The following is a 25,270-nucleotide window of genomic DNA, read 5'->3' on the forward strand; positions in this document are numbered from 1 at the left end:
CGGCCACAGCCATTCTATCCTGAACTGCAAAACACAAGCCAGCCGCAACAATTCCGCTACAGCCCAAGCGCCGCTGGCAGCCACTCGCTGATGGCCGGCACATAGGTAATCAGCAATAAGACGGCAATCATGGCCAGATACATAGGCAACAGTGGCCTTAACAGTTGTTCCAGCTTCACTTTAGCGACGGCACAGGCGACAAAGAGCACACTGCCGACCGGCGGAGAAATCAGGCCAATCGACAGGTTCAGAATCATCATAATGCCAAAGTGAACAGGCGACAGGCCCAACTCCATCGCCACCGGCAAGAAAATAGGCGTGAAGATCAGCACGGCTGGCGTCATATCCATAAAGGCGCCGACGATCAGCAGAATCAGATTGATCAGCAACAGGATCAGAATGGGGTTTTCACTTAAGGTGAGTAAGCCTGCACTGACCGACTGTGGAATATTTTCGTAGGACAGAATCCAGGACATGGCCGCTGAAGTGGCAATCAGCGCCAACACTATGGCGGTGGTCTCCGTTGATTTCAGCAAAATTTTACCTAAGTCGGCCAGCGCCACTTCTTTGTAAATCATTACCGCCAGCACAAAGGAATAGACCACAGCTATGGCACCGGCTTCGGTCGCGGTAAAAGCGCCGCTGATAATGCCACCAATCACCAGCACTATCATCAGCATACTGGGAATGGCTGCCGCCACTTTGGGGATCACCACAGACAATGGCAAACGGGCGGCGACAGGAAAACCTTTGATCTTGGCGTAACCGGCACAAACGACCATCAGCGCCAGGCCCAACAAAATACCGGGCAGATAACCGGCCACAAACAAGGCAGCAACAGACACACCGCCACTGGCGATAGCGTACACAATCATAATATTGCTGGGAGGGATCAGCAGACCTGTAGTGGAAGCAGCAGCCGTTACCGCGGCGCTGTAGTTGTCGTCATAGCCCTGCTTTTTCATCTCCGGCAGCATAAAGCTGCCAATGGCAGAGGTCGCCGCCACTGCAGAGCCAGAGATAGCGCCAAACAACATACAGGACACCACATTCACCAGCGCCAGGCCACCTGGCAAAGCACCAACCAGCGCCATCGCACATTCAATCAGCCGCTTGGCTATACCGCCACGCCCCATCAATAAACCGGAAAGTACAAAAAACGGAATGGCCAGCAAAGCAAAACTGTTCAGGCCACCCGCCATGCGCTGCGCCAGCGTAGTGATGGCTGGCAGCAGATCCATACTCAACAACATGGTCGCCAGGGTGGCTAAACCAATACAAAACGAAATGGGCACGTTTAAAAACAGCAGAATAAAAAACAGCCCCAATAACACCAATGCAGACAATTCCATTATTCCGACTCCGCACAATTCAATGGCTTACCACGCCACAAACACAACAGCTGGCAGTAGCCATACAGGGCAATCAGCAAGCCCGTCAGCGGCAACACCAAATAAATCCAGCCCATACCAATGCCCAAGGCGGCTGACATCTGGTTCAGCTCAAAGGCCAGCCGCACCAAGGCGCCACCACCAATAACCAGCACAGCGACCGCAAAGAGCACCACACAGCTGGTCAGCAACATTGCCATCTTGTGCTGAGCTGTGGCCGGCAGTTTGCTGGTCAGAATATCCAGCCCCAGATGCTGGCCGGTGCGATAAGCCCAGGCCGCCCCTAACATACCAATCCACAACAACAAGGTGCGGGCAATTTCTTCGGTCATTGAACTGGGGCTACCCAGGATAAACCGCGATACCACCTGCCAGCACACCACCAGCACAATGGCGGCCATCAGGCCAATCAGCACCCGACGTAAAAATTGATCGATCCAGAACAACGATTTAGTCATGTTGCGGCTCCTGTGTTTGGGTCGGCCTTTGAACCTTCTCCGGCGCGGCTTTCACTTGTGCTATAGCACTGATTAAATCGCCGACCACAGAACCTTGCAGGCGTTGGTGTAGCGGTTGCACCGCCTGAATAAACAGGGTTTTGTCCGGGTAAATCACCTCCACTCCAGCTGCTTTGACTTTGGCCAGCGCCTCTTGGGTTGAGATTTTCCAGGCTTCCCGCTGATACACCACTGAGTCAGCCACGGCCTGCTGTAACCAGCCCTGCTGCTCTGCGCTCAGACGGTCCCAGATATGCTGACTCATCAGAATAAGGTCCGGCACACTGGTATGTTCATCCAGCAGGTAGTACTTACACAGCTCGTAATGGCGGGATAAATAAAAACTGGGCGGGTTGTTTTCGGCGCCATCCACCACACCTTGCTGCAGAGCGGTGTACAGCTCGCCCCAATCCACCGGCGTGGCGGCACCGCCGAGCGTCTGCACCATCTGCACGGCGGTCTGGCTGTTCGGCACGCGGAATTTCAGGCCGGCTAAATCGGCCGGGCTGCTGATTTTCGCTTTGGTGGTATAAAAACTGCGGCTGCCGGCATCATAATAGCCCAGGCCTTTTAGCCGTACCGGCGACAAATCCGCCAGCAGCTTCTGGCCGATCGGACCTTCCAGCACCTGCCACAAGTGCTGCTCGTCGCGGAACACATAAGGCACACTGAATACCTGCATACTGGGAGCAAAGCCTTCCAGCGGTGCGGCCGATACTTTGGTTAATGCCAAAGAGCCTATTTGCAGCAGTTCAATCAGTTCACGTTCAGAGCCAAGCTGACCACCGCTGTACACCTGGATCTTCATCGTGCCGCCTGAGTAGTGTTCCAGCCGTTCCGCCATGTTTAGCATGGCTTTGTGCACCACATGCTCCTGATCCAGCGAATGCGCCATCCGCAGTGTCAGCGTCGGCTCAGCCTGCTGACAGCCGGACAGCAGCCAGCAGCCAGCTGCCAGGCTATACCACCATTTCATCCTCTTCTCCCCTGTTGCGGACAGTCCGGGCTCTTTGTGTTTAATGCGGCCCGGTCCTGAATGAAAACCGGTCAGCGCAGAGCGCTGGCCGGGAATTTATCCATATCGTTGTAGTCGTGATTCTCGCCCGCCATGCCCCAGATAAAGGTGTAACTGCCGGTACCACAACCGCTGTGAATGGACCAGGGCGGTGACACCACCGCCTGTTCATTGCCCACCCAGATATGACGGGTTTGTTGGGGTTCGCCCATAAAGTGGCAAACCTGCTGGCCTTCAGCCAGGCCAAAGTAGTAATAGGCTTCCATCCGGCGGTCATGCTGATGCGCCGGCATGGTGTTCCAGACCGAACCTGGCTCCAGCACAGTCAGACCCATCTGCAGCTGACAGCTGTCCACCACACCACGGATCATCAGCTGGTAAATCTGCCTTTTGTTGCTGGTTTCCAGTGCGCCCATATCCAGCACAGTGCACTGCGCCATCGTAATATGGCGGTTGGGGTACTGATGATGTGCCGGCGTAGAGTTCAGATAAAAACGGGCCGGATTGGCTGCGTCATCACTGTGAAAGCTGACGTCTTTCGCTCCTTTGCCGACATAGAGCGCTTCGCGAAACTGCAATGGATAGTCGGTACCATCCACCCGGACCACACCAGCGCCGCCTGTATTGATCACACCCAGCTCACGCCGTTCAAGGAAATAGTCAGCCTTCAGGGCATCCACAGTCTGCAGCAGCACTGGCGCTTGCACAGGCACTGCACTGCCCACAATCAGCCGCTCATAATGGGTGTAATTCAGCACCAGTTGATCAAGCTGCATCAGGTTATCGACCAGAAAGTGCTGGCGTAATTTTTCAGTGTCGTACTGCCGCACATCATCAGGATGGGTGGCGTACCTTTGGGTAAATACAGGGTTCATCTTCACTCCACTTCATAAAACCACAGGCGGATTAACGGGCTAACCAGCCACCGTCCACGGCCAGTACATGCCCATGTACATAATCACTGGCTTTGGACGCAAGAAACACCACAGCACCGGCCAAATCCGCCGGTTCGCCCCAGCGCCCGGCTGGCAAGCGGGCCAGAATCTGTTGGTTGCGCTCTGCATTGGCCTGCAATGCCGCGGTATTGTCGGTACGGAAATAGCCCGGTGCTATTGCATTCACATTCACGCCCTGCCCGGCCCATTCATTGGCCAAAGCCCGGGTTAAGCCCACCACTGCATGTTTGCTGGCGGTATAGGCCGGGACTGTAATGCCACCACTGTAGGACAGCATGGAGGCGATATTAATAATTTTGCCCTGGCCCCGCTCCAGCATGGCTTTGCCCAACTGCTGGCTCAGCAAAAAAGTCGCATCTAAATTTACGGCCAGGTTTTGTTGCCAGTCCGTCAGCGCAAAGTCTTTAGCCGGAGTGCGGCTGATGGTGCCACCGCAATTCACCAGAATATCAATCTGACCCGCTTGTGCCTGTGCTTGTGTCGCCAGATTTAAAACTGCCTGAGTATCGGCCAGGTCAGCACACAGCGGATGTGCCTTACCGCCAGCGGCCTGGATCTGCGCCAGGGTTTCAGCACAGCCACCAGCACCAGAGCTGGCACACCAGACTTCAGCACCTGCTTGTGCCAGTGCCACAGCAATGGCCTGGCCCAGACCACGGCTGGCGCCGGTAACCAAAGCTTTTTGCCCATTTAAGCCAAATAATTGCTCAAGTAACATGCCTTTTTTCCCCTTTACCTTTACGTAAACTTCCAGAACAACTGACGCCAAGGTAAATAGTTAAGTATATGAAAATAAATAAAAACAACTAAAACATTCAGTTTTGTTACAACTATTTCAGCTTTTTTTCTGTTCAGTATTTGACAGTAATTATGGCTTGGTGTTAGCTTTTTGCCATCGGTGGCAAAAAAACGCAAGCTAATTTTGCCACCGATAGACAAAATAATAAATTTCAATCAACAGGGCTCAGGTTGTATCGGGCCATGCTAAAAAGTCGGCAGCCACGACTGCTGAAAAAGTAAAAAAACCAGACAAGGAATACAACATGGCAGCTCAAGCACAGGCATTTCGCCTTCATCCACTCGTGCTCGCAATGGCTATCGCCGCAGGCAGCACTTCAGCGGTGGCGGATCAACAGACCGATACCACTGCAGCCACAACCAAAGCTGAAGAAAATGTGGAAGTCATTCAGGTGACCGGCAGCTTCCGCGACAGTTTATCCAATGCACTGAACGTCAAACGCCAGTCAGACAGCGCCATTGATTCCATCATGGCAGAAGACATCGCTGACTTCCCAGACTTAAACCTGGCGGAGTCCTTGCAACGTATTCCAGGTGTGGCCATCAGCCGCGCTGCCGGGGAAGGCCGCCAAATCACAGTGCGTGGCCTGGGCCCGGATTTTACCCGCGTCCGCATTAACGGTATGGAAGCCATTTCCACCAGTGGCGGTACTGACCAGATAGGCGGCGCCAACCGTGGCCGTGGTTTTGATTTCAACACCTTCTCTTCTGATTTATTCAGTTCTTTAACAGTGCGCAAAACCGCCAGCGCAGACGTAGAAGAAGGCTCGTTAGGCTCCACTGTGGACTTACGTGCCGCCCGCCCTTTTGACTACGATGGTTTTACCTTTACGGCATCGGGCCAGCTGGGTTACAACGATTTGTCCGAGAAAAACGACCCGAAAGCCTCATTCCTGATCAGCGATCATTTCCTCGATGGCAAATTCGGCGCTTTATTCTCAGCCTCATTTTCTGAGCGTAACTTAAAAGACCAGGGGGCAAGTACGGTGCGCTGGAACAACGTCAATGACTTTGGTTCCTACAAAGGCTCGACCACAGCAACCGAACTGAACGAGATCAACAATGCATTCCGCCCGCGTTTACCCCGTTATGATTCCTACACCCATGATATGGAACGTATTGGCCTGAGTTCAGCCTTCCAGTTCAGACCCAACGAAGATACCAAAATCGACCTGGACCTGTTGTATGCCAAAACCGATGCCACCCGGAATGAAGTGTTCCTGCAGGGCATTCTGAACTCAGGTGCCAACAGACCCACCACGGCCACAGCGGGCAGCGGTAACACAGGGGTGATGAATGTGGTGGATTATTTTATTGATGACACCAACACCATGACATACGGTGCCTTTGAGAATGCCACCATCCGTGCCGAAAACCGTTTTGACGAACTGGGCACTGAATTTACCCAGGCCAACCTGAATTTCAGCCATTACCTGAATGATGACCTGAAACTGGAAGCCATGGTGGGCAGCGCCACCTCTGAATTCGACAATCCGGTGCAAACCACCCTGGTGATGGAAAAACGTGGCGTCGATTTCAGCTACGACTACCGTGGAGCAGGCCGGGAGAGCCCAAGCCTGGTGTTCGGTGACGGTGTCTTTGACCCCAACGGCTGGACGTCCAACTCAGTGCGTTTACGTCCGCTGGGTGCTGAAAACGGCTATGACACAGCCGAAGTCAACCTGAGCTGGACTTTAACTGACAGCATCACCTTAAAAGCAGGTCTGCACTACAAAGACTTTACCTTTGAAACTTTCGAAGCGCGCCGCTCTGCTGAAAACGCCGCTGGTGTTGTCTATACACCCGAATTAATTAAAGAATACAATTCGGGCCTGGGCTCACAGCCGGTCTGGCTGGTGCCTGACTTTGATGCCGTCAATGCGGCTTACAACATTTACAGCAACACAGGGGTTTTTGAAGTCAGTAAAGACTTCCGTCGTGACGACAATTACTCAGCGCAGGAAGAGACCACTGGCGCTTACCTGATGGCCTCCTTTAACACTGAACTGAATGAAGCACCGTTCTGGGGGAATGTCGGTATCCGCCGCGCCAGCACAGACCAGAGCTCCACCGCCTGGGCCACTGTCGGTGGCACAGCGCAGGAAATCACTGTGGATCACAGCTACGACGAAACCCTGCCATCACTGAACCTGAACTGGGAGCCGGTGGAAGACTTTATCGTCCGTTTCGGTTATGCCGAAGTGATGGCTCGCGCTGGTTTAAGCGCCATTCGTCCGAACGTATCGGTGTCCGTGTCAGGCAGCGCCATGTCGGTCAGTGGCGGTAACCCTTATCTGGAACCGACCAAAGCCAAAACCTATGACTTAGGCCTGGAATACTACTTTGGTGACGAAGCCATGATCGCGCTGGCGTTGTTCCAGAAAGACATCAACAGCCATGTGCAGTCGCTGCGGGAAACCAAAGCTTTCACCGAAACCGGCTTACCTGTACAGGCCGCTATTGACGCCTGTAATGCGGGCCCAAGTGGTTATGGCGATGCCTGTAATGAGAATCTGGACTGGTCCGTCACCACGCCACTCAACGGCCCTGGCGGCGACTTAAAAGGCTATGAGCTTTCCTACCAAACCCCATTCAGTATGCTGCCTGAGTTCTGGAACCGTTTTGGCTTTATCGGCAATTACACTCATGTATCAGCAGAAATGGACTACATCAACGTGGCCGGTGAAGTGCAGGCCACCCGTGACCTGACGGGTTTGTCACGCAAAACTGTTGCCGCCACTCTGTACTATGAACACGAAGCGCTGAATGCCCGCGTCAGTCTGGCTAAACGGGACAAGTACCTGACCACAGCCATTGGCCGGGATAACAACGATATGGAAGGCACCAATGCCACCACCAATATCGATGCGTCTGTCAGTTACAGTCTGACTGAGCAGTGGAAACTGACCTTCGAAGCGCTGAACCTGACCGATGAAGTGGACGACCAGTGGGTAGACAGCTCAGGTAACCGCCTGACCTATTACCATGAAACAGGTCGCCAGTACTACCTGGGTGCTCAGTACAAGTTCTGATCCCTCCCGGAGGGCGAGGGCACTCAGCCTCGCCTGAGATGGTTGCAGCGGGTTCACCCGCTGCTTTTTTATAACAGATCCCGGATGCTCTGATGATTGCCGTAAAACACCGACACCTTCCCCTGCTGTTCACCAGTTGCTGGTTAGCCGCCTGTCAGCCAGCCGCTGAACCGGATCGCAGTCCCACCTCAGCGCCTCAGGCTGTGGCTGGCGCCGCACCACAGCCCGCTGCGCTTGCGACTGTGCAGGTGCAAAACCCATCCTCTTTTGCCCGGCCTGACCAGCTGATCTCGCTGGCCCTAAGTGATTTGGGTTTAAAGGAACGGCCGGTGGCCAGTTCGCTCTGGTCTGGCGGTACCGAGCTGCCCACCCAGTGGCTGGATACGGATTTGGATGGCCAGGCAGACCAGCTGTTGGTGTTAAGCCAGCTGGCGGCGGCTGAACACCAACAGTGGCAGTTAACACCACAAAGCTCCGGGCTCAGCCCCACCAGCCGGGTGCAGGCAGAAATCTCCATAAAAGAAGGCGGAGAGTGGCAAGGCAAAGTCTATAAAGGTGGTCAGTTTGTCAATGTGCAGCAGGTCACACCGCCGGCTCACTACACAGACCACAGCGAATACATCCGTTATGAAGGGCCGGGTATTGAATCCGATAAAGTCGGCTATCGCATTTACCTGGACTGGCGTAACGGCTTCGATATTTTTGGTAACAGTACAGGCAAGCCGGTTTTGCACCAGGTCGGTCTGGATGGCTACAGTTCTTACCATGAAATGCAGCCCTGGGGCATGGACTTACTGAAAGTCGGCAAATCCCTGGGCGCCGGTGGTTTTGGCTACTGGGACGGCAAGCAGGCGTTAGGGGTTGCCAAGGTCAGTGGCCACACGGCGACAGTGCTGGACAACGGTCCACTGCTGGCGCGGCAGCGCATTCAGTACCATAACTGGCAAATTGCCGGTAAAACCGTCAATGTCGACAGCAAACTGAGTATCACAGCAGGCAGCCGTCTGCTGCGCAATCAGCTCAGCCTGTCAGAGCCGCTGGATAATCTGGTGATTGGTCTGGTGAAACTGCCGGACACCAAAGTGCTGACCGGTACGCTGGAAAGCTCAGGCCATCAATACACCTACCTGGCCACCTATGGTGCCCAAAGCCTGAATAAAGACAAGCTGGGCATGGCTCTGCTGTTTAAACAAGGCCAGTTAGACCAGCTGACTGAAGATGACCACAGCCATTTAGCAGTGATGAAACTGATTGCCGGTAAACAGCTGGATTATTACCTGCTGGCGGCCTGGCAAGGTGAACCCGGCGGTATTCAAAACGAGCAGCAGTTTGTCGACTACCTGCAGCAACAGGTGGAACTGCTGACCCGCCCGCCCCGGATCCAACTGGAGAACCCGGCCACCACAGCGGCTGTACAGCAGCCGTTAACAGCACAGCGGGCGCTGTTCTGGGCTAAGGCCATGGCGGATGCCGAAATGCAGCGCCAGGTGCCGGATTATGTCTGGGGCGGCTGGGACCATGAACGGCAGCGCCCAACCACCTTTGAGTACACCACAGGGTTATTGCTGCAGGCCATTGACGATTTAAACCAGCTGCAGCCTGACCCGGCTTACCAGCAGGCGGTGCTGAACACGGCCAGTTCTTTTGTCGCAGAAGATGGCACTATCCACAGTTATGAGCTGGAAAAATTTAATATCGACAGCCTGAACAGCGGCAACCTGCTGCTGCGGGTCTGGCAGCGCACTGGCGAAGAACGCTACCAAAAAGCGCTGGCGCTGCTGCGTGAGCAGGTACGCCAGCATCCGCGCACTGAAAACGGCGCTTTCTGGCATAAAAAAATCTACCCTTACCAGGTCTGGCTGGATGGCGTTTATATGGGCATGCCATTTTTAACCCGCTACAGCAGCGCCTTTGAACAAGGGGCCAGCTACAAAGAAGCGGTGCACGAGTTTGAAGTGGTTGCCGAAAAACTGCGCAGCCCAGACACCGGCCTGTATTTCCACGGCTGGGATGAAAGCAAACAGCAGCGCTGGGCCAACCAGGATACCGGCCTGTCGCCTGAATACTGGAGCCGCGGCATGGGCTGGCTGGCCATGGCGCTGGTGGATGTGCTGGAAGAAATTCCGGCGCAGCACACCGAACTGCGCGCCCCTTTAATTGCCCAAAGCCAGCAACTGGCCGCCGTACTGCAACACTATGCCGATCCAGAGCGTCATGTCTGGTATCAAATTCCGGACAAAGCCGGCGCCACAGGCAACTACCTGGAGTCCAGTGCCAGCAGTATGTTTGTTTATTTTTACGCTAAAGCCCTGAATCTGGGCATTATTGACCCGGCCTACCGCAGTTTTACCGTACAAAGCTACCAGGGCTTGTTAAACGAATTTGTCTTGCTGGATGCGAAGGGCCAGGCCCATCTGACCAATATGGTGCAGGTGGCCGGTTTAAGCGCGGGCCGGGATGGCAGTTACGACTATTACATGAACGAACCTGTGATACGTAACGATGCTAAAGGCATGGGCCCGTTTATTATGGCGTCCGTGCAACTAGCGAAACTGCTGGGTCAGCCGAAGTGAGATGGTGGCTGCGAAGTCTGTGCTGCGGGTTCGGGTTCGCGTTCACCGTCACAGCACAGGCTCAGAATACCCAGCCCCCGCCCCCTCAATTGCCGATAGTGCTTCAGGTGGCCACCGACGGCAGCGCGCCTTTTCGCAGTATTCAGGCCGCGCTGGACAGCCTGCCACAGGACAATAACGCCACCCATCAGCGCTGGGCGCTGGTACGTATCGCACCGGGTTTATACCGCGAAAAACTGTATCTGACGCGCAATAAAGTGCTGCTGGCGGGCCATAGCCTGACGGACACTGTGATCCAATACCCGGAGCTGCGTCAGCATTTTCTGGCCCGTCAGGGCGAAGGCGCGCTGCCGACCGGTCAGGGACTGAGCCGGGACTGGGGAGCTGCCGTGGTGAATATTGCCGCCTCCGACATCGCGCTGCTCGACTTAACAGTGCATAACAGTTACGCCTTGGATTATCCGCAGGATCCAGAGCGTTTTGAACATCAGTTTGCGTTGCGCGGTTTTGAGCAGGCCAGCCGTATTCTGACCGACAGTGTGATGCTGTCCAGTGCCGGAGCCGACACCGTCAGTTTATGGAATAAACAACATGGCCTCTATTACCACAGCCGCAGTTATTTCAGCGGCCGGGTCGATTTATTCTGCCCACGCGGCACCGCTTATGTCACAGACTCCGATTTTGTGAATTACACCACTCAGGCCACCTTATGGCATGACGGTGAACTGGCGGAGCAGCAGAAACTGGTGGTCACCCACTCGCGTTTTTATGGGGTGTCGGGGTATCAGCTGGCACGCCGCCATTACGATGGTCAGTTTGTCCTGTTGCATAACAGGTTCAGCAGCAGCCTGGCCGACCAGCCCATTTTCCGCCGCACTTATCCGCAGCAGCCACAACGGGATCAGCCGAATCGTTACGGCGACCGCAATTATTTTTACCAGAACCAGGGGCCGGCTTACGACTGGCTGCAGGATAATCTGACAGCAGACGAGGCCACCCGTTACAGCGCTGAGCAGGTGTTTGCCGGGTTATGGCAGCCAGAGCAACAACTGCAGCAATTCAGACAATGGTTAAAGGAGACGCCATGAACGCATTTTTTCTGCTCTGCAGTCTGCTGCTGAGCCTGCCACTGGCAGCCCTGGGTATACCGGCTGGCACCAGCACAGACCAGCCCAAACCCCGGCTGCATCTGGTGGGCGATTCCACCATGGCCGATAAAACCAATCTGGCTTATCCGGAGCGCGGCTGGGGCCAGCTGCTGCGCGAGTTTTTCAGCCCGCAGCTGACGCTGATTAATCATGCCGCCAATGGCCGCAGTACCTTACGCTTTCTGAATGAAGGCCGCTGGCAACTGCTGCTGAGCGATTTAGGCGAAGACGATTATGTGCTGATCCAGTTTGCCCACAACGACTCGAAACAGGATGATCCGGCGCGATATGCCGCGCCCGACAGCACCTATCCGCAATTGTTGACCCGCTTTATCCGTGACGTCAGAGCCAAAGGTGGCATTCCCATGCTGGCTACGTCCATCTGCCGCCGCAATTTTAACGCCGGGGGCCAGTTGCAGGATGATTTAGCCCTGTACGCCAAGGCGATGCGGCAAGTGGCAACGCAGGAGCAGGTTGAACTCTTTGACCTGCACAGCTGGCACTGTGCCGAATTGCAAAAACTGGGGCCTGCCGCCAGCCAGCCTTATTTTATTCAGGTCCCGGCAGGCTTGTACCAGAAGTTTCCGGACGGCAAAACTGACAATACTCACCTCAGTGTGCAGGGAGCTACTTTGGTGGCTCAGCAGTTTGTGCAGCAACTGAAGCAACGTCAGCACCCGCTGGCCGCTTATGTCTGGCGCGAGTTACTCTGATACCTCAGGGCCACTGCCACGCACTGTGCGCTTCAGATGCCCGATAAATTGCTTGAAATGGGGTTGAAACTCTTTAAACAGCTCCTCTTTACGGTGCTGCATCATCACTTCACTGAATAACTTCAGGCCAACAATCAAGGCCTGATGCTCAGTCTCAGTCAGCTTCAGCTTGCCCTGGCTTCTGGCCAGAATGGCAAAAATGTCGTCGTGGTTCTGGCAATCAAACTGCAGCACAGCGGCGCTATCATCCAGTTTTTGCAGCTGGACCCTGTAGTGGTGTTGCATCTGGTACTCCTGCCCTCTGGGCATTTCATTTAATAGTTGATAAAATCAATTAAATCGAATTTAATTGATATTGTCAACCATGTCATTCAGCCAGCAACTTTTCCATATTCTGGATCTGTATAAAATCGCACTGACACAGGCATTCCGTCGTCAGCAGATCGCACTCAGCCCTCTGTATTACAAAGTGCTGCACTTGATCCAGAGCTTAGACCCAGCCACTCCGCAGTTGATCGCGCAGCAGTCGGGCCGCGATAAAGCCCAGGTCACCCGCTTATTACAGGATATGGAAAAACAGGGACTGATTGAAAAGCAGCCCCACCCGCACGACAAGCGCAGTGTCTGTCTGGTATTAACCAAACGGGCCGCCACTCTGTGTGCTGAGGCAGCTCTGCTGGTCAGCCAGTTGGACAGACAACTCAGCAGCCAGCTGAGCGTCGATGAGCAGCAACAGCTGCATCAGTTGTTGCAGAAGCTGGCACAGGGGCTGAGCCCGCCCCCTTAAAGCAAGCTCAGATCAGAGTTTAAAGCGCCCTACCTGCTGTTGCAGCTGCTCAGCCAGTTGAGCCAGCTGTTGGCTCGTGGCCGCAGTTTCTTCGGCACCGGTGCTGGTCTGATGCGCCACCTCATTAATGCGCTGCAGGTTTTTATTAATATCGTCCACCACCACATGCTGTTGTTCAGCTGCCGATGCAATTTGGGTGTTCATATCGTTAATATGGCTGATGCCACCGGCGATCTGGTGCAACAGCTGGCCAGCAGCCACCACTTGATTCACCCCGACCCTGGCCTGCTCCATACACTGATCCATCGCACTGTTGGCCTGGTCTGCACCGCGGCGTAACCGTTCAATCATGTCCTGAATAGACAGAGTGGATTCCTGAGTCCGTTGCGCCAGAGTGCGGACTTCACTGGCCACCACGGCAAAACCACGGCCCTGGTCACCCGCCCGCGCCGCTTCGATAGCTGCATTTAATGCCAGTAAATTGGTCTGATCGGCAATACCACGGATCACATCCAGCACTGAGGTGATGGTCTCCGAACCGGCTTTCAGCTCAGCCAGCGTCTGAGCCGTCTGATGCACCTGAGCCTCCAGGCTCTGGATCAGCCGCACTGTGCCATCAATATCATGTTGCCCCTGCACGGCTTCTGAGTTGGCCTGCCGTGACAGTTCGGCGGCTTCCCCCGTACTGCGCGCCACATCCCGTACTGTGGCTCCCATTTCGTGCATGGCCGTCACCACAGTTTCGGTATCCTGCTGTTGCTGACTGATGCCTTTGCTTATCTGAGCTGTGACAATGGAGGCCTGCTCTGAGGCTGAGGCCAGTTGCACCGTGGCATCACTGATCAGCAGCATCACCTGCTTTAACTCAGCACTGGTACGATTAAGCGCTTTGGCAATATCCCCAAATTCATCTTGCCCCTGATAGCCAGACACAGCCGTCAGGTCCCGCTCTGATAACTCCTGCAAAGCCCGGGTGACCGAAGCGGCCGCCAGACGGATATTGCTGATAATCAGCAGCGCCAGGTAACAGGCGAGAGCCAGCACCAGTGCGACTGAAACCAGGGCGAGCCAGAAGGCGCGGCCAGCGGCGCTTTCTTTGGCGGCCGCCGCATCGGCAATGCCCTGATTCAGTTGTTTTTCAAACTGATGCAACAATTCAATACGGGCTGTGGATTTGGTGAACCAATCCGCACCACTGATATGCAGTGGCAAGCCCGGCGCTGTTGTTTGCACCAGCTGCTTCAGTTGCTCTACCTCGGCCATAATGGGCTGCGTCAATAACTGCTGCAACTGCTGTTGTTGGGCGGCAGAGAGTTTTTGCGTTAACCTGGCCAGATAGGTCTGGTATTCGCCCAGATTCAGCAAAAAACGCTGTAAAGACTCCGGCGTACTGCCATTCTGGTGAAAGATCACCGCCAGCAAAGCCCGCTCGCGCCCCGCCCGCTCTTTCATTTCAATGAGTTGATTCAACTGAATAAAAGCGGTCAGCAGCTCAGGGTCACTGACCTGGCCTTCCATTTGCTGGGTAAAACCGGTCAGCAAAACAATCTGCCTGGTGTAAGCCGCTGCTGACTGCGGGGGCTGCAGACTGAACCTGTCTACCTGCTGGCGCACAGCCTCCAGCTCTTGCAGCGCCACCAGAGCCTGACGCAACAACGGGTCCTCTTCATTGGCGTGCTGACGTAATTGCTGCAACGCGGCATCTGATGAGGCTCTGAACCGCGCCAGTTCAAGCTGATTCGCTCCCTTACTGCTCAAAAACAGGCCGGATAACCCCCGCTCTTTTTGCAGCTCGTTAATCAGCAAACTGACTAACCCCGTCTTCAGACTGACCTGACGGATCTGCTGCATTTCTGCCAGCGTCTGGTACTTTTGCAGCAAATAAAAGCCAGAAAACAGCACCATCCCGGCCAGTGGCAAGACCAGTAACAGCAACAGTTTTTGCGTCAGCGCCAGCTGACGGATCCAAGAACCCATTTTGATATCCCCGATGCAAGGAAAAGCGACTATGCAGGTGCAGCCATACAACCAACTGGCTGTTTTGTATGACTAATTACCTATAGTTCAGACAAAGGGCCCGTGCCAGCCTAAAGTACTAAACGCCCTTCAAGGAATTGCAGAAAGACCTTGATCCGCCCCGACAACGCACTGTGGCGGTAATACACGGCCTGAACCTGCTCACGGGGATGCGGGCTTTGCAACTGACCGGGCAGCAGCTCTACCAGCTGCCCCGAGTTGATGGCCTGACGCACCATAAAATTGGATAACAAAGCAATGCCATGCCCGGCCAGACAAAGTTGCAGCAGGGTTTCACCACTGCTGGCACGGATCGCAGGCCGGATGACCACAGACTCTGCCAGCGGCAGCAGGTTCAGTCTGGGGTTGTCAGCAAAACCCAGCCACTGATGCCGGGCCAGTTCAGCTGAGTGCTGCGGTATCCCATGCAAATTCAGATAAGCCGGGCTGGCCACCAGATGCAGGGGACTGCGGCCCAATAAACGGGCATGCAGATTGGAATCTGTTAAGCCGCCAATGCGGATCGCCAGATCGGTACGCCGCTCAATCAAGTCGATCAGTTTGTCACTGGACATCAGCTCCAGCTCAATAGCCGGGTACAGAGTGCGAAACTCGTGCATAAGCGGCACCAACTGATGCAACACAAAAGGACTGGCCGCATCCACCCTTAACACGCCAGTGGGCTGGCCTTGCTGCAATTTCAGTTCCTCTTCCGCCTGCTGCAGCTGTGTCAGTGCGTCCCGCACTTTGTGCACAAAGGCTTTGCCCTCGGCCGTAGGTTCCACCCGTCTGGTGGTGCGGGTAAACAGGCTGGCTCCCAATTGCTGTTCCAGCTGCTGCACCGCCCTGGACACCTTGGCCACCTGACAATCCAGCAAGCGGGCGGCGGCTGAAAAGCTGCCGCTGTCGTACACGGCCACTAACAGCTCAAGCTGTTCGGTTTGCGATATTATTGCCATATTTGCAAAAGATATTTGTGATTAATGCCATTTTTCACAATAGTAGCTTTTGGCACACTGCCGCGCACTGACTAACGCGGAGAATTTTTATGCCACTTGCACTTTGGGCGCTCACTTTAAGCGCCTTTGCCATAGGCACCACCGAATTTGTGATTGTCGGTCTGGTGCCAACCATAGCTCAGGATTTGGGCGTGTCTTTACCCTCAGCAGGCCTGCTGGTCAGCCTCTATGCGCTGGGGGTCGCCATTGGCGCCCCTGTGCTGACGGCCCTCACTGGCAACTGGCCACGCAAACCTTTGCTGCTGGCCTTAATGGTGCTGTTTATCGCCGGCAACCTGCTGGCTTTTTTAGCACCAGGCTATCAAAGTCTGGTGCTGGCCCGTGTGCTGACCGGGCTGGCCCATGGGGTGTTTTTCTCCATTGGCTCCACCATAGCCACCAGCCTGGTCAGTAAAGATAAAGAAGCCAGCGCCATCGCCCTGATGTTCAGCGGACTGACGGTCGCTCTGGTGACGGGGGTACCGCTGGGTACCTGGATTGGTCAGGAGTTTGGCTGGCGTGCCACCTTTTTAGTGGTCGCAGGCCTTGGGTTCATCGCCCTGGTGGGCAGCGCTTTGTTAGTACCTGCCCGACTGAAACCAGGTCAGGCCGCCTCTGTGATGCAACAACTGTCGGTACTGACAGAACCCCGCTTACTGCTGGTGTTTGCCATGACAGCGGTCGGTTATGGCGGCACCTTTGTTGCCTTTACCTACCTGGCCCCTATTCTGCAGCAGGTATCCGGTTTTGCCGCCGGTGCCATTGGCCTGATTATGCTGGTGTATGGGGTTTCTGTGGCTGTTGGCAATATCTGGGGTGGCAAGCTCGCCGATAAACACGGCCCGGTGAAAGCCCTGAGCATTATTTTTGCACTGCTGGCTTTGGTGCTGGCGGCCTTTAGCTGGACTGCGCAGTCAGCCGTGCTGGCGGTGCTAACCGTACTGATTTGGGGTGCTTTTGCCTTTGGTAACGTGCCTGGTTTACAGGTGTATGTGGTGCAGCTGGCACAAAAATACCGGCCAGAAGCGGTGGATGTGGCCAGCGGCATGAATATAGCCGCCTTTAACCTGGGCATTGCCTTGGGAGCCTGGCTGGGTGGCCTGGTGGTCGCCAGCCGCCCGCTGACCGACACGGGTTGGATTGGCGCCTTGATCGTACTGCTGGCACTGGGACTGACCCGTTGGTCTGGTGCACTGGAACGCAAACAGCAGAGCCTCGGTTGATTCAACCTGACAAATTCGTCCTGCGGCCACTTCGGCTGACCGCAGTTTTGCCTTTAACATCTTGAGTCTGGAGTCTTAGCCCCCAGACTCAGTGCATCACCCCAGGAGAAATGAAATGAGCACAACCTTATTCGCCCCGGCACTTGGCATGGGCACCTTCCGGCTGAAAGACCAACTGGCCTATGACTCAGTGGCAATGGCACTGCAAGCAGGGTACCGCCATATCGACACGGCCCAAATTTATGGCAACGAAGAACAAGTGGGCCTGGCCCTGGCCGACAGTGGTATTGCCCGCAGCGAAATTTTCCTGACCACCAAAGTCTGGCTGAGCAATCTGAGCGCCGACAGGTTTATCGCCAGCGTAAAGGAAAGCCTGCAGAAACTGCAGACAGACCAGGTGGATTTATTACTGATCCACTGGCCGGACAGCAGCAATGCTGTAGCCATGCAGGACTACTTGCGTGAACTGAAACAGGCTAAAACGCAGGGCCTGACCAAAGCTATTGGGGTGTCGAATTTCACCATTGCCCAGTTGCAGCAGGCGATAGAAATTCTGGGTCCGGGCGAAATTGTGACCAATCAGGTGGAAGTGCACCCTTACCTGCAAAACCGCAAACTGCTGGCGTTTATGCAGCAACAGGGCATCACTCCCACGGCTTATATGCCGCTGGCGGTAGGAAAGGTGTTCGCTGATCCTGTATTGCAGGAGATGTCCGCACGCACCGGCCACAGTATCGCTCAGTTGGTGCTGCGCTGGGTGCTGGACCAGGGCATGGTCACTATTCCGATGTCGACCCAGGCGAAAAACCTGGCCGATAACTTTGGCGCTTTAAGCGTGACATTAGCGGCAGAAGACAAAGCGTTGATCGCTGGGTTAGATGCCGGTGAACGCATCGCCAACCCGGATTTTGCTCCAGCCTGGGATTAACGGGAATTTGTTGAGAAAGCCGGGTTCAAGCCCTAAGGCCCGGCTTTTTTAGCCTGACTGCGTTTTTTCAGGTGCCATAAAGGCCAGAACGCCAACAAAGCGGCCACCAGCACAATCAGGCTAATTGCCACCAGCATCTGATACACAATAAAACCATGGGCTTCAGGGTCCACCACCAGCCCGACAATATAACCACTCATCTGCATCAGCCAGATCACAAAACTTTCCATACAGCCCCCAGCCTCTCAGCCCTGTGACATTGTCAGTCAGAATAGCAGCAAAACCCGCTGCAGTTGCTGTTGAAGCTGCTCAGTCAGAAACTGCTGCAGCGCCTGAACCACTGGGGTCAGCTGCGAGCGGCCAGGCACCAGTAAATGCAAAGGTGCCGCTTCACCTTGCCAGTGGGTACACAGGGGCACCAAGCGGCCAGCCAGCAAGTCCTCGCTGACATCCAGCAGCGACTTAAAGCCTATACCACGGCCACTGACCAGCCAGCGCCGCACCACATCGCCGTCATCGGCCACAGAGCCGCCCTGGATCACCACAGTTTCGGTGTGTTGTTGCCGGTAAAAAGTCCAGTGGCTATGGGTGCTGTCTTTCAGCGCAAAACGCAGGCAATGGTGCTGACTGAGATCGGCAGGCTCTGCCGGTGCACCATAACGTTCAAGATAAGACGGCGCCGCACACAGTACCCTGTGGTTAGCGCCAGACAAAGGCAGAGCCACCATAGTGGAATCGGCCGGCTGACCATAGCGAATGGCGGCATCCAATGGCTCTTTGTACAGATCGGTCATCCGGTCGGTCACCGACAAACGCAAACTCAGGCCGGGGTGCCGCTGATTAAACTGATCCAGCCAGCCCAGCAGCAGGTTACGGCCCAAATCCGACGGCATCGCTAAACGCAACTCGCCAGACAACTGCTCCCGCCCCTGCCGCACCAGTTGCATGCCCAGCTCAATCTGCTCAACGCCGCTCTGGCAATGGCTTAAAAACAGCTCGCCCGCCTGCGTCAGCCGTAAGGAGCGGGTCGAGCGGACAAAAAGCTCAGCGCCCAGCTGTTGCTCCAGCCGCTTAATAGCGGCACTGGTGGCCGCCGGGGTCAGGCTGAGCTGTTTTGCCACCAGGGTCAGGTTGCCCAACCGGGCCGTCGACAAGAAAATATGTAGATCCTGCAATAGCCGCATAAGCGCTCCTGACGCTTAAAACCCTTCCAGCACAATTTTACCTTTGGTGCGCTGCGACTCAATCAACCGGTGCGCCTCACTCAGATTGGCGGCGTTGATAGTGCCCAGATGAGTGCCCAGGGTGGTACGAATTAAACCAGCATCAATTAAACGTGCCACTTCATTGAGCAGTTGGTGTTGCGCCAGCATATCGCTGGTCTGGTACAAAGACCGTGTAAACATCAGCTCCCAATGCAGCGACAAACTCTTGCGTTTCAACTGGGTGGCGTCCAGCTGGTCCGGGTCGTCTATCAGGCCAAATTTGCCTTGCGGTTGCAGGCTTTCAATAATTTCGGCGAAATGCTCACTGGTATGGGTCAGGCTGACCAGATGACTGACCTGCCCAACACCAATGCGCCGCAATTCCTGACTCAGCGGCTTGCTATGGTCAATCACCTGATGCGCACCCAGCTGTTTCAGCCAGTTTTGGGTTTCAGGCCGGGAAGCGCTGCCTATCACTGTTAATGCGGTTAACTGGCGGGCCAACTGCACCAGAATAGAACCGACCCCACCGGCCGCGCCCACCACCAGCAGCGACTGGCCACTGTAGTCTTTGCCCGGTTTCACCTGCAGCCGGTCAAACAGCATTTCCCAGGCCGTAATAGCAGTCAGCGGCAAGGCGGCGGCTTCCGCATCGCTCAGGCTGTGTGGCGCCAACCCGACAATACGTTCGTCCACCAGCTGAAACTCGGCATTGCTGCCGCTGCGGCTGATATCACCGGCATACCAGACGCGGTCGCCAACCTGGAACAAACTGACCTTATCACCCACAGCTTTGACAATACCCACAGCGTCCCAGCCTAACACCTTGTAGCCACCGGCCGCTGCGCTCACCCCTTTGCGGATTTTGGTATCCACAGGATTCACCGAAATGGCTTTCACTTCCACCAACAAGTCGTGACCTGAGGCTTGCGGTACTGGCAGTTCAATATCTTCCAGTGCCAATGCACTGACCGCATGCGCGGATTTATAGCCTATAGCTTTCATCAATCGGGCTCCTGTTTGTCAAAGGCTCCAGCATACGCAGCCTGATTAACAAACAAAAACTAGTAATTTTTAAAACATATTCAAATTTAATTTGAAAATAGAGTGCTGGCCAGCTGTGTTGTGCGACGCTGCCTTGCCCAAGCTCACACCAAGACCATAAAAAAATCAAAATATCTTTCTTTAACTATCAATAAGATGAATAAAAAATCCACAAAAGACAAAAATAAAACTTGCAAGATAATAGTTTGCGCAATAATATTTATCTCAAGCCAGACAGCAACAACGCCACACCAGAGTGGCAGCGCAGAAAGGCGGTAGTTTAAACCAAATAGTTATCGCAACAACTTTAAGTTCAACAACTGAAATCAGGAGAGTTAAAATGCAAGTGATTTATAAAGCCATAGTGACCAGTACTGCAGGCCGTGATGGTCGCGCTCTGTCCAGCGACAACAAGCTGGATGTGAAACTGAGCACCCCACGTGAACTGGGCGGTGCAGGTGGTGAAGCCACCAACCCAGAGCAACTCTTTGCTGCAGGTTATTCAGCCTGTTTCTTAAGCGCCATCAAGTATGTCGCGGGTCAAAGCAAAATTGCCATCGCAGCTGACGCCAATATCCGTGCCGAAGTAGGCATTGGTCAAATCCCAGGTGGTTTTGGTCTGGATGTGGAGTTGTTTATCAGCCTGCCAGGCACAGATGCCGCAGTCGCGGCCGATTTAGTACAAAAAGCTCACCAGGTGTGCCCGTACTCAAACGCTACCCGCAATTCATTAGAAGTTCGTCTGACGCTGGTGTAACCAGCGTTTGACCGGCAAATACTTATCGCACAAATAGTTAAATTTTATTGACGGAGTTGAAGATATGAAAAGCTTACAAAAAACCCTTGGTTACAGCATTGTCGCTTTAGGTCTGGTCAGTGCTTTATCGGCAGATAAGTTGGTTGCCGCTGAATTTCCTGGTGTTGAAACCAAAACTGAAGCCTTCTTAAATGTGTTGGCTCAAGGCACCGGCAAACCGCTGGAGCAATTAAGCCCAACCGACGCCCGCGCTGTGTTAACCGGGGCTCAGGCCGGCGCCACACTGCCTGCCGCAGAGGTCAGTGAAAAATGGATCACCGCAGAGGGCCAGAACATTAAACTGGTGGTGGTCCGCCCTGCGGGTGCCAAAGGTGTGTTACCTGGTTTTATGTTCTTCCACGGTGGTGGCTGGGTGCTGGGCGATTTCCCAACCCATGAACGCCTGATCCGTGACTTAGTGCAACGCTCTGGTGCAGCGGCTGTGTATGTGGATTACACCCCATCACCTGAAGCCAAATACCCAACCGCTGTGAACCAGGCCTATGCCGCAACAGCCTGGGTGGCGCAGCATGGGAAAGAAATTCAGGTCGACGGCAGCCGTTTGGCTGTGGCCGGTAACAGTGTCGGTGGCAATATGGCCGCAGTGGTCGCCCTGAAAGCCAAAGCCGCAGGTACGCCAAAACTGGCCTTCCAGCTGCTGATGTGGCCTGTGACAGACGCCAACTTTGAAAACAGCTCGTACAACCAGTTCCAGCAAGGCTATTTTTTAAGCCGGAACATGATGCAGTGGTTCTGGGACAACTACAGCACCAACCCTGCAGAACGGAACGAAATTTATGCTTCACCGCTGCGTGCCAGCACAGAGCAGTTAAAAGGCTTGCCGCCGGCACTGGTGCAGACTGCCGAGTTTGACGTGCTGCGTGACGAAGGCGAAGCCTATGCAGTGAAACTGGACCAGGCCGGTGTCACCGTCACCTCAGTACGCTACAACGGCATGATCCACGACTTCGGCCTGCTGAACGCGCTGACGGACGTGCCAGGGGTACAGGCTCAGCTGGACCAGGCCGCTAATGCGCTGAAACAGCACTTAGCCAAATAACAGTAACCTCATAGCGCCCAACATCAGACCGCAACCCGCGGTCTGAGTTTTTCGGCATGTCACCGCCTGTTTCGTCCGTTGTTATGGCTGCGTTGGCTGATCCCGGCCAACAGCCGCCGGTTTGAGCCGCTGCAGCGCGGCCTCTGACTGGCACAACCGTTGCTATCTCTGAGTACAGACATCAGCCGCTCTTACAGGATCCATTATGCAGCTTTCCTCGTTGCCATCATCAGCCAGACCATCGGACAGCCTCCAGCAGCAGCTCAGACAGCTGACAAGCGTGCCACTTCAAACTATTCACCCTGCACAGCGCCTGCCTTTGATGCGTCAGATGCGCCGTCTGCTGACTCAAACACAGCGGAAAGGTGAATGCAGAGACCTCAGCCCCCTGACGGATCTGGCATCTCATCTTTGCGACTGGCCTTTCCTGCAACAAATACAACAACTCCAGAAAAAAACTGATGTATTGCGGCACATTCAGCCCGCAGTACTGCAAGGGCACTTCGAACAGGCCTGTTCGCAGCTGCAGGCCGCCAGCCGGTCGCCCACCCAGGCTGACAGCGCGAGAGCATTGCAACAGGAACTGGCGACATTACGCCAACAGTTGCCTTGTGCCGAAGCCGAACTACACCAGGGGTGTATCAGCCTGACGCCACTGCACTACCATCATGTCGCCGACTTTGGCTGGCAATATGCGGATCCGTCCATTGCCAGTCTCTGCAATCTGCCGCAGTTTGTGTCGGCCGAACACTGGCTGGGCTGGTTGTATCAATGCCGGCAGGAACGGGCCCGCCGTTTATTTGCCGTGATGCATCAGGAATGGGGATTTATCGGCTCTGTCAGCCTGCAGCTGTTTCATGGTGTCGGTTTTTTTTATTACTGGCTGGGAAAAGATTTTCAGGGGTGGGGGCTGGGTCCACTGGCTGTACAGATTTTATTGCGACTGGGACGCCGGCTGGGCATGCATTGCTGTTACGCCAAGACATTCAACTTCAACCTGCCTTCGCAAAAGGCTTTGCATAAACTGGGGTTTATTGCGCTGCCGTTTTCCGCACAGGCGCCTTCGGCAGATGAACAGTTTTATTATCTGGGCCCAGCACAACATCAGAGCTGGCTACATCATCAATTACAACAGCTGCTGCTGGCACTTCATTCCGGCATTGAACTGGAACCGCTGAGCTGAAAGCAGGCCCAACTCAGCACTTCCGTAAGACACCAGGGTTTAGTCCCGGCGCTCCCATGGATCAGGCAACCACCAGATAAAAGCACCAGCAGCCAGCATCGCCCAGGGTGGTACCATTTTCAGGTGGGGCCGAAGCGCCTTCTGCCAGCCACTGGCATGCGAATTCATCAGCGCCATCATGCCAAAATTACCCGCGCTGAACAGGCCGTACATCAGGCTGTTTTTATAGTCTCCTTGCTTCCCGTAATACAGCGCCTTCAAACCATCGGCCCAACCGCCATAACGCAAGGCTTGTAAACCCAGCGCATGGAAGCTGTGACCGGAAAAGGCCATAGCCCGGTACAAGGTGATACTCTGCAACGCATAAAGACCATGCCCGCTAAACAGCAGGCCGTTGTTTATATTCAGGCCATATTTATACATATCCAAAGCTGTATAGCCTATGCCCGCAAAGGCAGAGACAAAACTGGTGAACGCCACCTTGTTGTACAAATAAGCGTGCCCGCCTACTTTAAAAATATCTTTCGGATCCAACCTGACTGGCGGATACATAAATCTGCCACTGCCCTCCAGAAACGCCATGATGCTTTCCAGGCTGGCATTGGCAAAAAGGCCATAAGCCGACGTAGTTTTCAGCACATCTTTCAGCGGTTTTGGGTACAGATTTTTATTCGGTATATCACTCATCATGCTCCCCTTGTTGCTCTGCGTAGCCGTCTTTTCAGCACAGATTTATTGCATCCTGGCTTTCACCAGGCTACGCCGCACCAATACCCGCTGGTAGTACTCCTTGTCTTTGGTATAGACAGGCGTAATAGCCGCCATACTGGGGGTCATCCATTTGCTCAGCGTTTTGGTCTCTGCATCCACGCCATACGCATCTTCCCCCACTGGCAGGAATGGGAACAAATAGCCGTACACTTCGGTTTGTGAATAATCCAGCAAGGATTCAGAGCCCTTGTTATTCAGCGCCTGGTACAGCTCCGCAGCCAGACTGCCCTGGGTGCCGATCAGGCTGGTCAGAAAACTGCTGTTGCCTTTGAGGCTGGTCGCAAACTGGTCACGCAGATCCTGCAGGCTGCTAAAGCAATAGTTAGTTGCCGCCGCACTGCCATTGCTGCTGACATAAATTTTCAGACCAGCTCTTGATTCAATAGTCAGGCCATTCAGATACTCCACCAGATCCATGGCTGTCATGGCCTGGTTGTAGCTGTTGTATAACAAAGGCACCCCGGCACAGCCCAGGCCACACAACTCAAGGGCCGCGCCCTGCCCCCTGACCAGCGTTTGCGGATCACCCAAAAAGGTCTCGACTTCCTCTCTTAACTTCAGCAACACCGCCTGGGCAATGTCGTAATTCATATTGCTTCCCATCAGCTGAGTCTCCAGCTTGTCTGCAGAAGTCGGTTCAATCATCAGCCTGCTGATCAGCAGATCCTGAAAAATCAGCGCATCGTTGCGGCTGTTAAACAGAGGTTGCACCCATTTCTCTTTGGTCGGCGTTTCCCCACTGATCGCCGCTCTGGTGAAGTTGACCCCAAATACATGCTCAAACAGAAGTTGCATATCACTGTTTGGGCTTGTCATATATTTGCTTTCTGCCATTTCGAATCTCCTTTTGCATAAAACCATTTTTGACACACAAACCATTAATTTCAAAATTCGCACCAAACAGAGAACCCACCAACAAAAAACCCACAAACCATTAAATAAAAAAGAAATAATAGTTAAAAACCCGCAAAAAATAACCGCAACAGAAACATTAACCACTAATAGATGGACGATTCAATCCAAATGAAAAAACAAACAGGACACTTTCATCCGAAAATAAAAAACAAAATCGAGGCGTTACAAAAACATAAAAAATAGTGACAAATTCATAAGAAATGTTTCATTTATTGGTATAG

At 54.2% G+C, this 25,270-nt stretch carries 23 protein-coding genes; 10 read left to right on the top strand and 13 right to left on the bottom strand.

Annotated elements, in window-relative coordinates; translation table 11 throughout:
* Nucleotides 1–56: 56 nt before the first annotated feature.
* The 5 genes from WKJ03_RS06650 to kduD all read right to left on the bottom strand — a co-directional run bounded on the left by WKJ03_RS06650 (nucleotide 57) and on the right by kduD (nucleotide 4,577).
* The gene (locus WKJ03_RS06650; RefSeq protein WP_337841393.1) at nucleotides 57–1,352 is read right to left on the bottom strand and encodes a TRAP transporter large permease; all 1,296 of its coding nucleotides are present in this window, start codon (nucleotides 1,350–1,352) and stop codon (nucleotides 57–59) included.
* On the bottom strand, nucleotides 1,352–1,849 hold the full coding sequence (locus tag WKJ03_RS06655; protein WP_337841394.1) for a TRAP transporter small permease: 498 nt from the start codon (nucleotides 1,847–1,849) through the stop codon (nucleotides 1,352–1,354). Before WKJ03_RS06655 ends, WKJ03_RS06650 begins: the two co-directional genes overlap by 1 nt.
* On the bottom strand, nucleotides 1,842–2,864 hold the full coding sequence (locus tag WKJ03_RS06660) for a TRAP transporter substrate-binding protein (protein WP_337841395.1): 1,023 nt from the start codon (nucleotides 2,862–2,864) through the stop codon (nucleotides 1,842–1,844). Before WKJ03_RS06660 ends, WKJ03_RS06655 begins: the two co-directional genes overlap by 8 nt.
* A gap of 71 nt (nucleotides 2,865–2,935) precedes the next feature.
* Nucleotides 2,936–3,778 carry a 5-dehydro-4-deoxy-D-glucuronate isomerase gene (kduI, locus tag WKJ03_RS06665; protein WP_337841396.1) on the bottom strand — a complete coding sequence of 281 codons (843 nt, stop codon included), beginning with the start codon at nucleotides 3,776–3,778 and terminating at the stop codon, nucleotides 2,936–2,938.
* A 31-nt stretch (nucleotides 3,779–3,809) separates the two neighbouring features.
* Nucleotides 3,810–4,577, bottom strand: coding sequence for a 2-dehydro-3-deoxy-D-gluconate 5-dehydrogenase KduD (gene kduD / locus WKJ03_RS06670; RefSeq protein WP_337841397.1), 768 nt, complete (start codon nucleotides 4,575–4,577; stop codon nucleotides 3,810–3,812).
* A gap of 325 nt (nucleotides 4,578–4,902) precedes the next feature.
* Here kduD and WKJ03_RS06675 point away from each other — a divergent pair, with 325 nt between their 5' ends.
* The 4 genes from WKJ03_RS06675 (at nucleotide 4,903) to WKJ03_RS06690 (ending at nucleotide 12,123) form a co-directional block, all read left to right on the top strand.
* Nucleotides 4,903–7,689, top strand: a complete 2,787-nt coding sequence (locus WKJ03_RS06675; protein WP_337841398.1) for a TonB-dependent receptor — start codon at nucleotides 4,903–4,905, stop codon at nucleotides 7,687–7,689.
* A gap of 92 nt (nucleotides 7,690–7,781) precedes the next feature.
* A complete protein-coding gene (locus WKJ03_RS06680; protein ID WP_337841399.1) occupies nucleotides 7,782–10,262 on the top strand; it encodes a glycoside hydrolase family 88 protein in 2,481 nt (826 codons plus the stop codon).
* A gap of 107 nt (nucleotides 10,263–10,369) precedes the next feature.
* Nucleotides 10,370–11,350: a hypothetical protein gene (locus WKJ03_RS06685; RefSeq protein ID WP_337841400.1), complete on the top strand. Its 981-nt coding sequence runs from the start codon at nucleotides 10,370–10,372 to the stop codon at nucleotides 11,348–11,350.
* Nucleotides 11,347–12,123, top strand: coding sequence for a rhamnogalacturonan acetylesterase (locus tag WKJ03_RS06690; RefSeq protein WP_337841401.1), 777 nt, complete (start codon nucleotides 11,347–11,349; stop codon nucleotides 12,121–12,123). Before WKJ03_RS06685 ends, WKJ03_RS06690 begins: the two co-directional genes overlap by 4 nt.
* Here the strand turns inward: WKJ03_RS06690 and WKJ03_RS06695 are convergent.
* Entirely contained in the window at nucleotides 12,115–12,408 is a 294-nt protein-coding gene (locus WKJ03_RS06695; RefSeq protein ID WP_337841402.1) for a DUF3861 domain-containing protein, read from the bottom strand. The two genes, WKJ03_RS06690 and WKJ03_RS06695, sit on opposite strands and share 9 nt — an antisense overlap.
* A 79-nt stretch (nucleotides 12,409–12,487) precedes the next feature.
* Between WKJ03_RS06695 and WKJ03_RS06700 the strand changes: the two genes are divergently transcribed.
* Nucleotides 12,488–12,910 carry a MarR family transcriptional regulator gene (locus WKJ03_RS06700; RefSeq protein ID WP_337841403.1) on the top strand — a complete coding sequence of 141 codons (423 nt, stop codon included), beginning with the start codon at nucleotides 12,488–12,490 and terminating at the stop codon, nucleotides 12,908–12,910.
* A gap of 12 nt (nucleotides 12,911–12,922) precedes the next feature.
* Here the strand turns inward: WKJ03_RS06700 and WKJ03_RS06705 are convergent, their stop codons facing one another.
* Together WKJ03_RS06705 and WKJ03_RS06710 are read right to left on the bottom strand one after the other, a co-directional pair.
* Nucleotides 12,923–14,887, bottom strand: coding sequence for a methyl-accepting chemotaxis protein (locus WKJ03_RS06705; protein ID WP_337841404.1), 1,965 nt, complete (start codon nucleotides 14,885–14,887; stop codon nucleotides 12,923–12,925).
* Between the two features lie 110 nt (nucleotides 14,888–14,997).
* Nucleotides 14,998–15,885 carry a LysR family transcriptional regulator gene (locus tag WKJ03_RS06710; protein WP_337841405.1) on the bottom strand — a complete coding sequence of 296 codons (888 nt, stop codon included), beginning with the start codon at nucleotides 15,883–15,885 and terminating at the stop codon, nucleotides 14,998–15,000.
* 89 nt (nucleotides 15,886–15,974) lie between these two features.
* On the opposite strand from WKJ03_RS06710, the gene WKJ03_RS06715 reads away from it, so the two are divergent.
* Nucleotides 15,975–17,147, top strand: a complete 1,173-nt coding sequence (locus WKJ03_RS06715) for an MFS transporter (RefSeq protein WP_337841406.1) — start codon at nucleotides 15,975–15,977, stop codon at nucleotides 17,145–17,147.
* Nucleotides 17,148–17,262: 115 nt separating this feature from the next.
* The gene (dkgB, locus tag WKJ03_RS06720) at nucleotides 17,263–18,075 is read left to right on the top strand and encodes a 2,5-didehydrogluconate reductase DkgB (protein ID WP_337841407.1); all 813 of its coding nucleotides are present in this window, start codon (nucleotides 17,263–17,265) and stop codon (nucleotides 18,073–18,075) included.
* A gap of 32 nt (nucleotides 18,076–18,107) precedes the next feature.
* Here the strand turns inward: dkgB and WKJ03_RS06725 are convergent, their stop codons facing one another.
* The 3 genes from WKJ03_RS06725 to WKJ03_RS06735 are packed head-to-tail and all read right to left on the bottom strand — an operon-like array spanning nucleotide 18,108 to nucleotide 20,285.
* Entirely contained in the window at nucleotides 18,108–18,305 is a 198-nt protein-coding gene (locus tag WKJ03_RS06725) for a hypothetical protein (RefSeq protein WP_337841408.1), read from the bottom strand.
* Between the two features lie 36 nt (nucleotides 18,306–18,341).
* Nucleotides 18,342–19,259, bottom strand: a complete 918-nt coding sequence (locus WKJ03_RS06730) for a LysR family transcriptional regulator (protein ID WP_337841409.1) — start codon at nucleotides 19,257–19,259, stop codon at nucleotides 18,342–18,344.
* A gap of 15 nt (nucleotides 19,260–19,274) precedes the next feature.
* Complete coding sequence (locus WKJ03_RS06735; RefSeq protein ID WP_337841410.1) at nucleotides 19,275–20,285, bottom strand: zinc-binding alcohol dehydrogenase family protein; 1,011 nt, start codon at nucleotides 20,283–20,285, stop codon at nucleotides 19,275–19,277.
* A gap of 379 nt (nucleotides 20,286–20,664) precedes the next feature.
* Between WKJ03_RS06735 and WKJ03_RS06740 the strand changes: the two genes are divergently transcribed.
* The 3 genes from WKJ03_RS06740 (at nucleotide 20,665) to WKJ03_RS06750 (ending at nucleotide 23,363) form a co-directional block, all read left to right on the top strand.
* The gene (locus tag WKJ03_RS06740) at nucleotides 20,665–21,081 is read left to right on the top strand and encodes an organic hydroperoxide resistance protein (protein WP_337841411.1); all 417 of its coding nucleotides are present in this window, start codon (nucleotides 20,665–20,667) and stop codon (nucleotides 21,079–21,081) included.
* A gap of 64 nt (nucleotides 21,082–21,145) precedes the next feature.
* On the top strand, nucleotides 21,146–22,180 hold the full coding sequence (locus WKJ03_RS06745; protein WP_337841412.1) for an alpha/beta hydrolase: 1,035 nt from the start codon (nucleotides 21,146–21,148) through the stop codon (nucleotides 22,178–22,180).
* Nucleotides 22,181–22,460: 280 nt separating this feature from the next.
* On the top strand, nucleotides 22,461–23,363 hold the full coding sequence (locus WKJ03_RS06750; protein WP_337841413.1) for a GNAT family N-acetyltransferase: 903 nt from the start codon (nucleotides 22,461–22,463) through the stop codon (nucleotides 23,361–23,363).
* A 39-nt stretch (nucleotides 23,364–23,402) separates the two neighbouring features.
* Here the strand turns inward: WKJ03_RS06750 and WKJ03_RS06755 are convergent, their stop codons facing one another.
* A complete protein-coding gene (locus tag WKJ03_RS06755; protein WP_337841414.1) occupies nucleotides 23,403–24,050 on the bottom strand; it encodes a hypothetical protein in 648 nt (215 codons plus the stop codon).
* 45 nt (nucleotides 24,051–24,095) lie between these two features.
* A complete protein-coding gene (locus WKJ03_RS06760) occupies nucleotides 24,096–24,968 on the bottom strand; it encodes a hypothetical protein (protein WP_337841415.1) in 873 nt (290 codons plus the stop codon).
* Nucleotides 24,969–25,270: the final 302 nt, after the last annotated feature.

It is taken from the genome of Rheinheimera sp. (assembly GCF_037442525.1).
GTDB lineage: Bacteria > Pseudomonadota > Gammaproteobacteria > Enterobacterales > Alteromonadaceae > Pararheinheimera.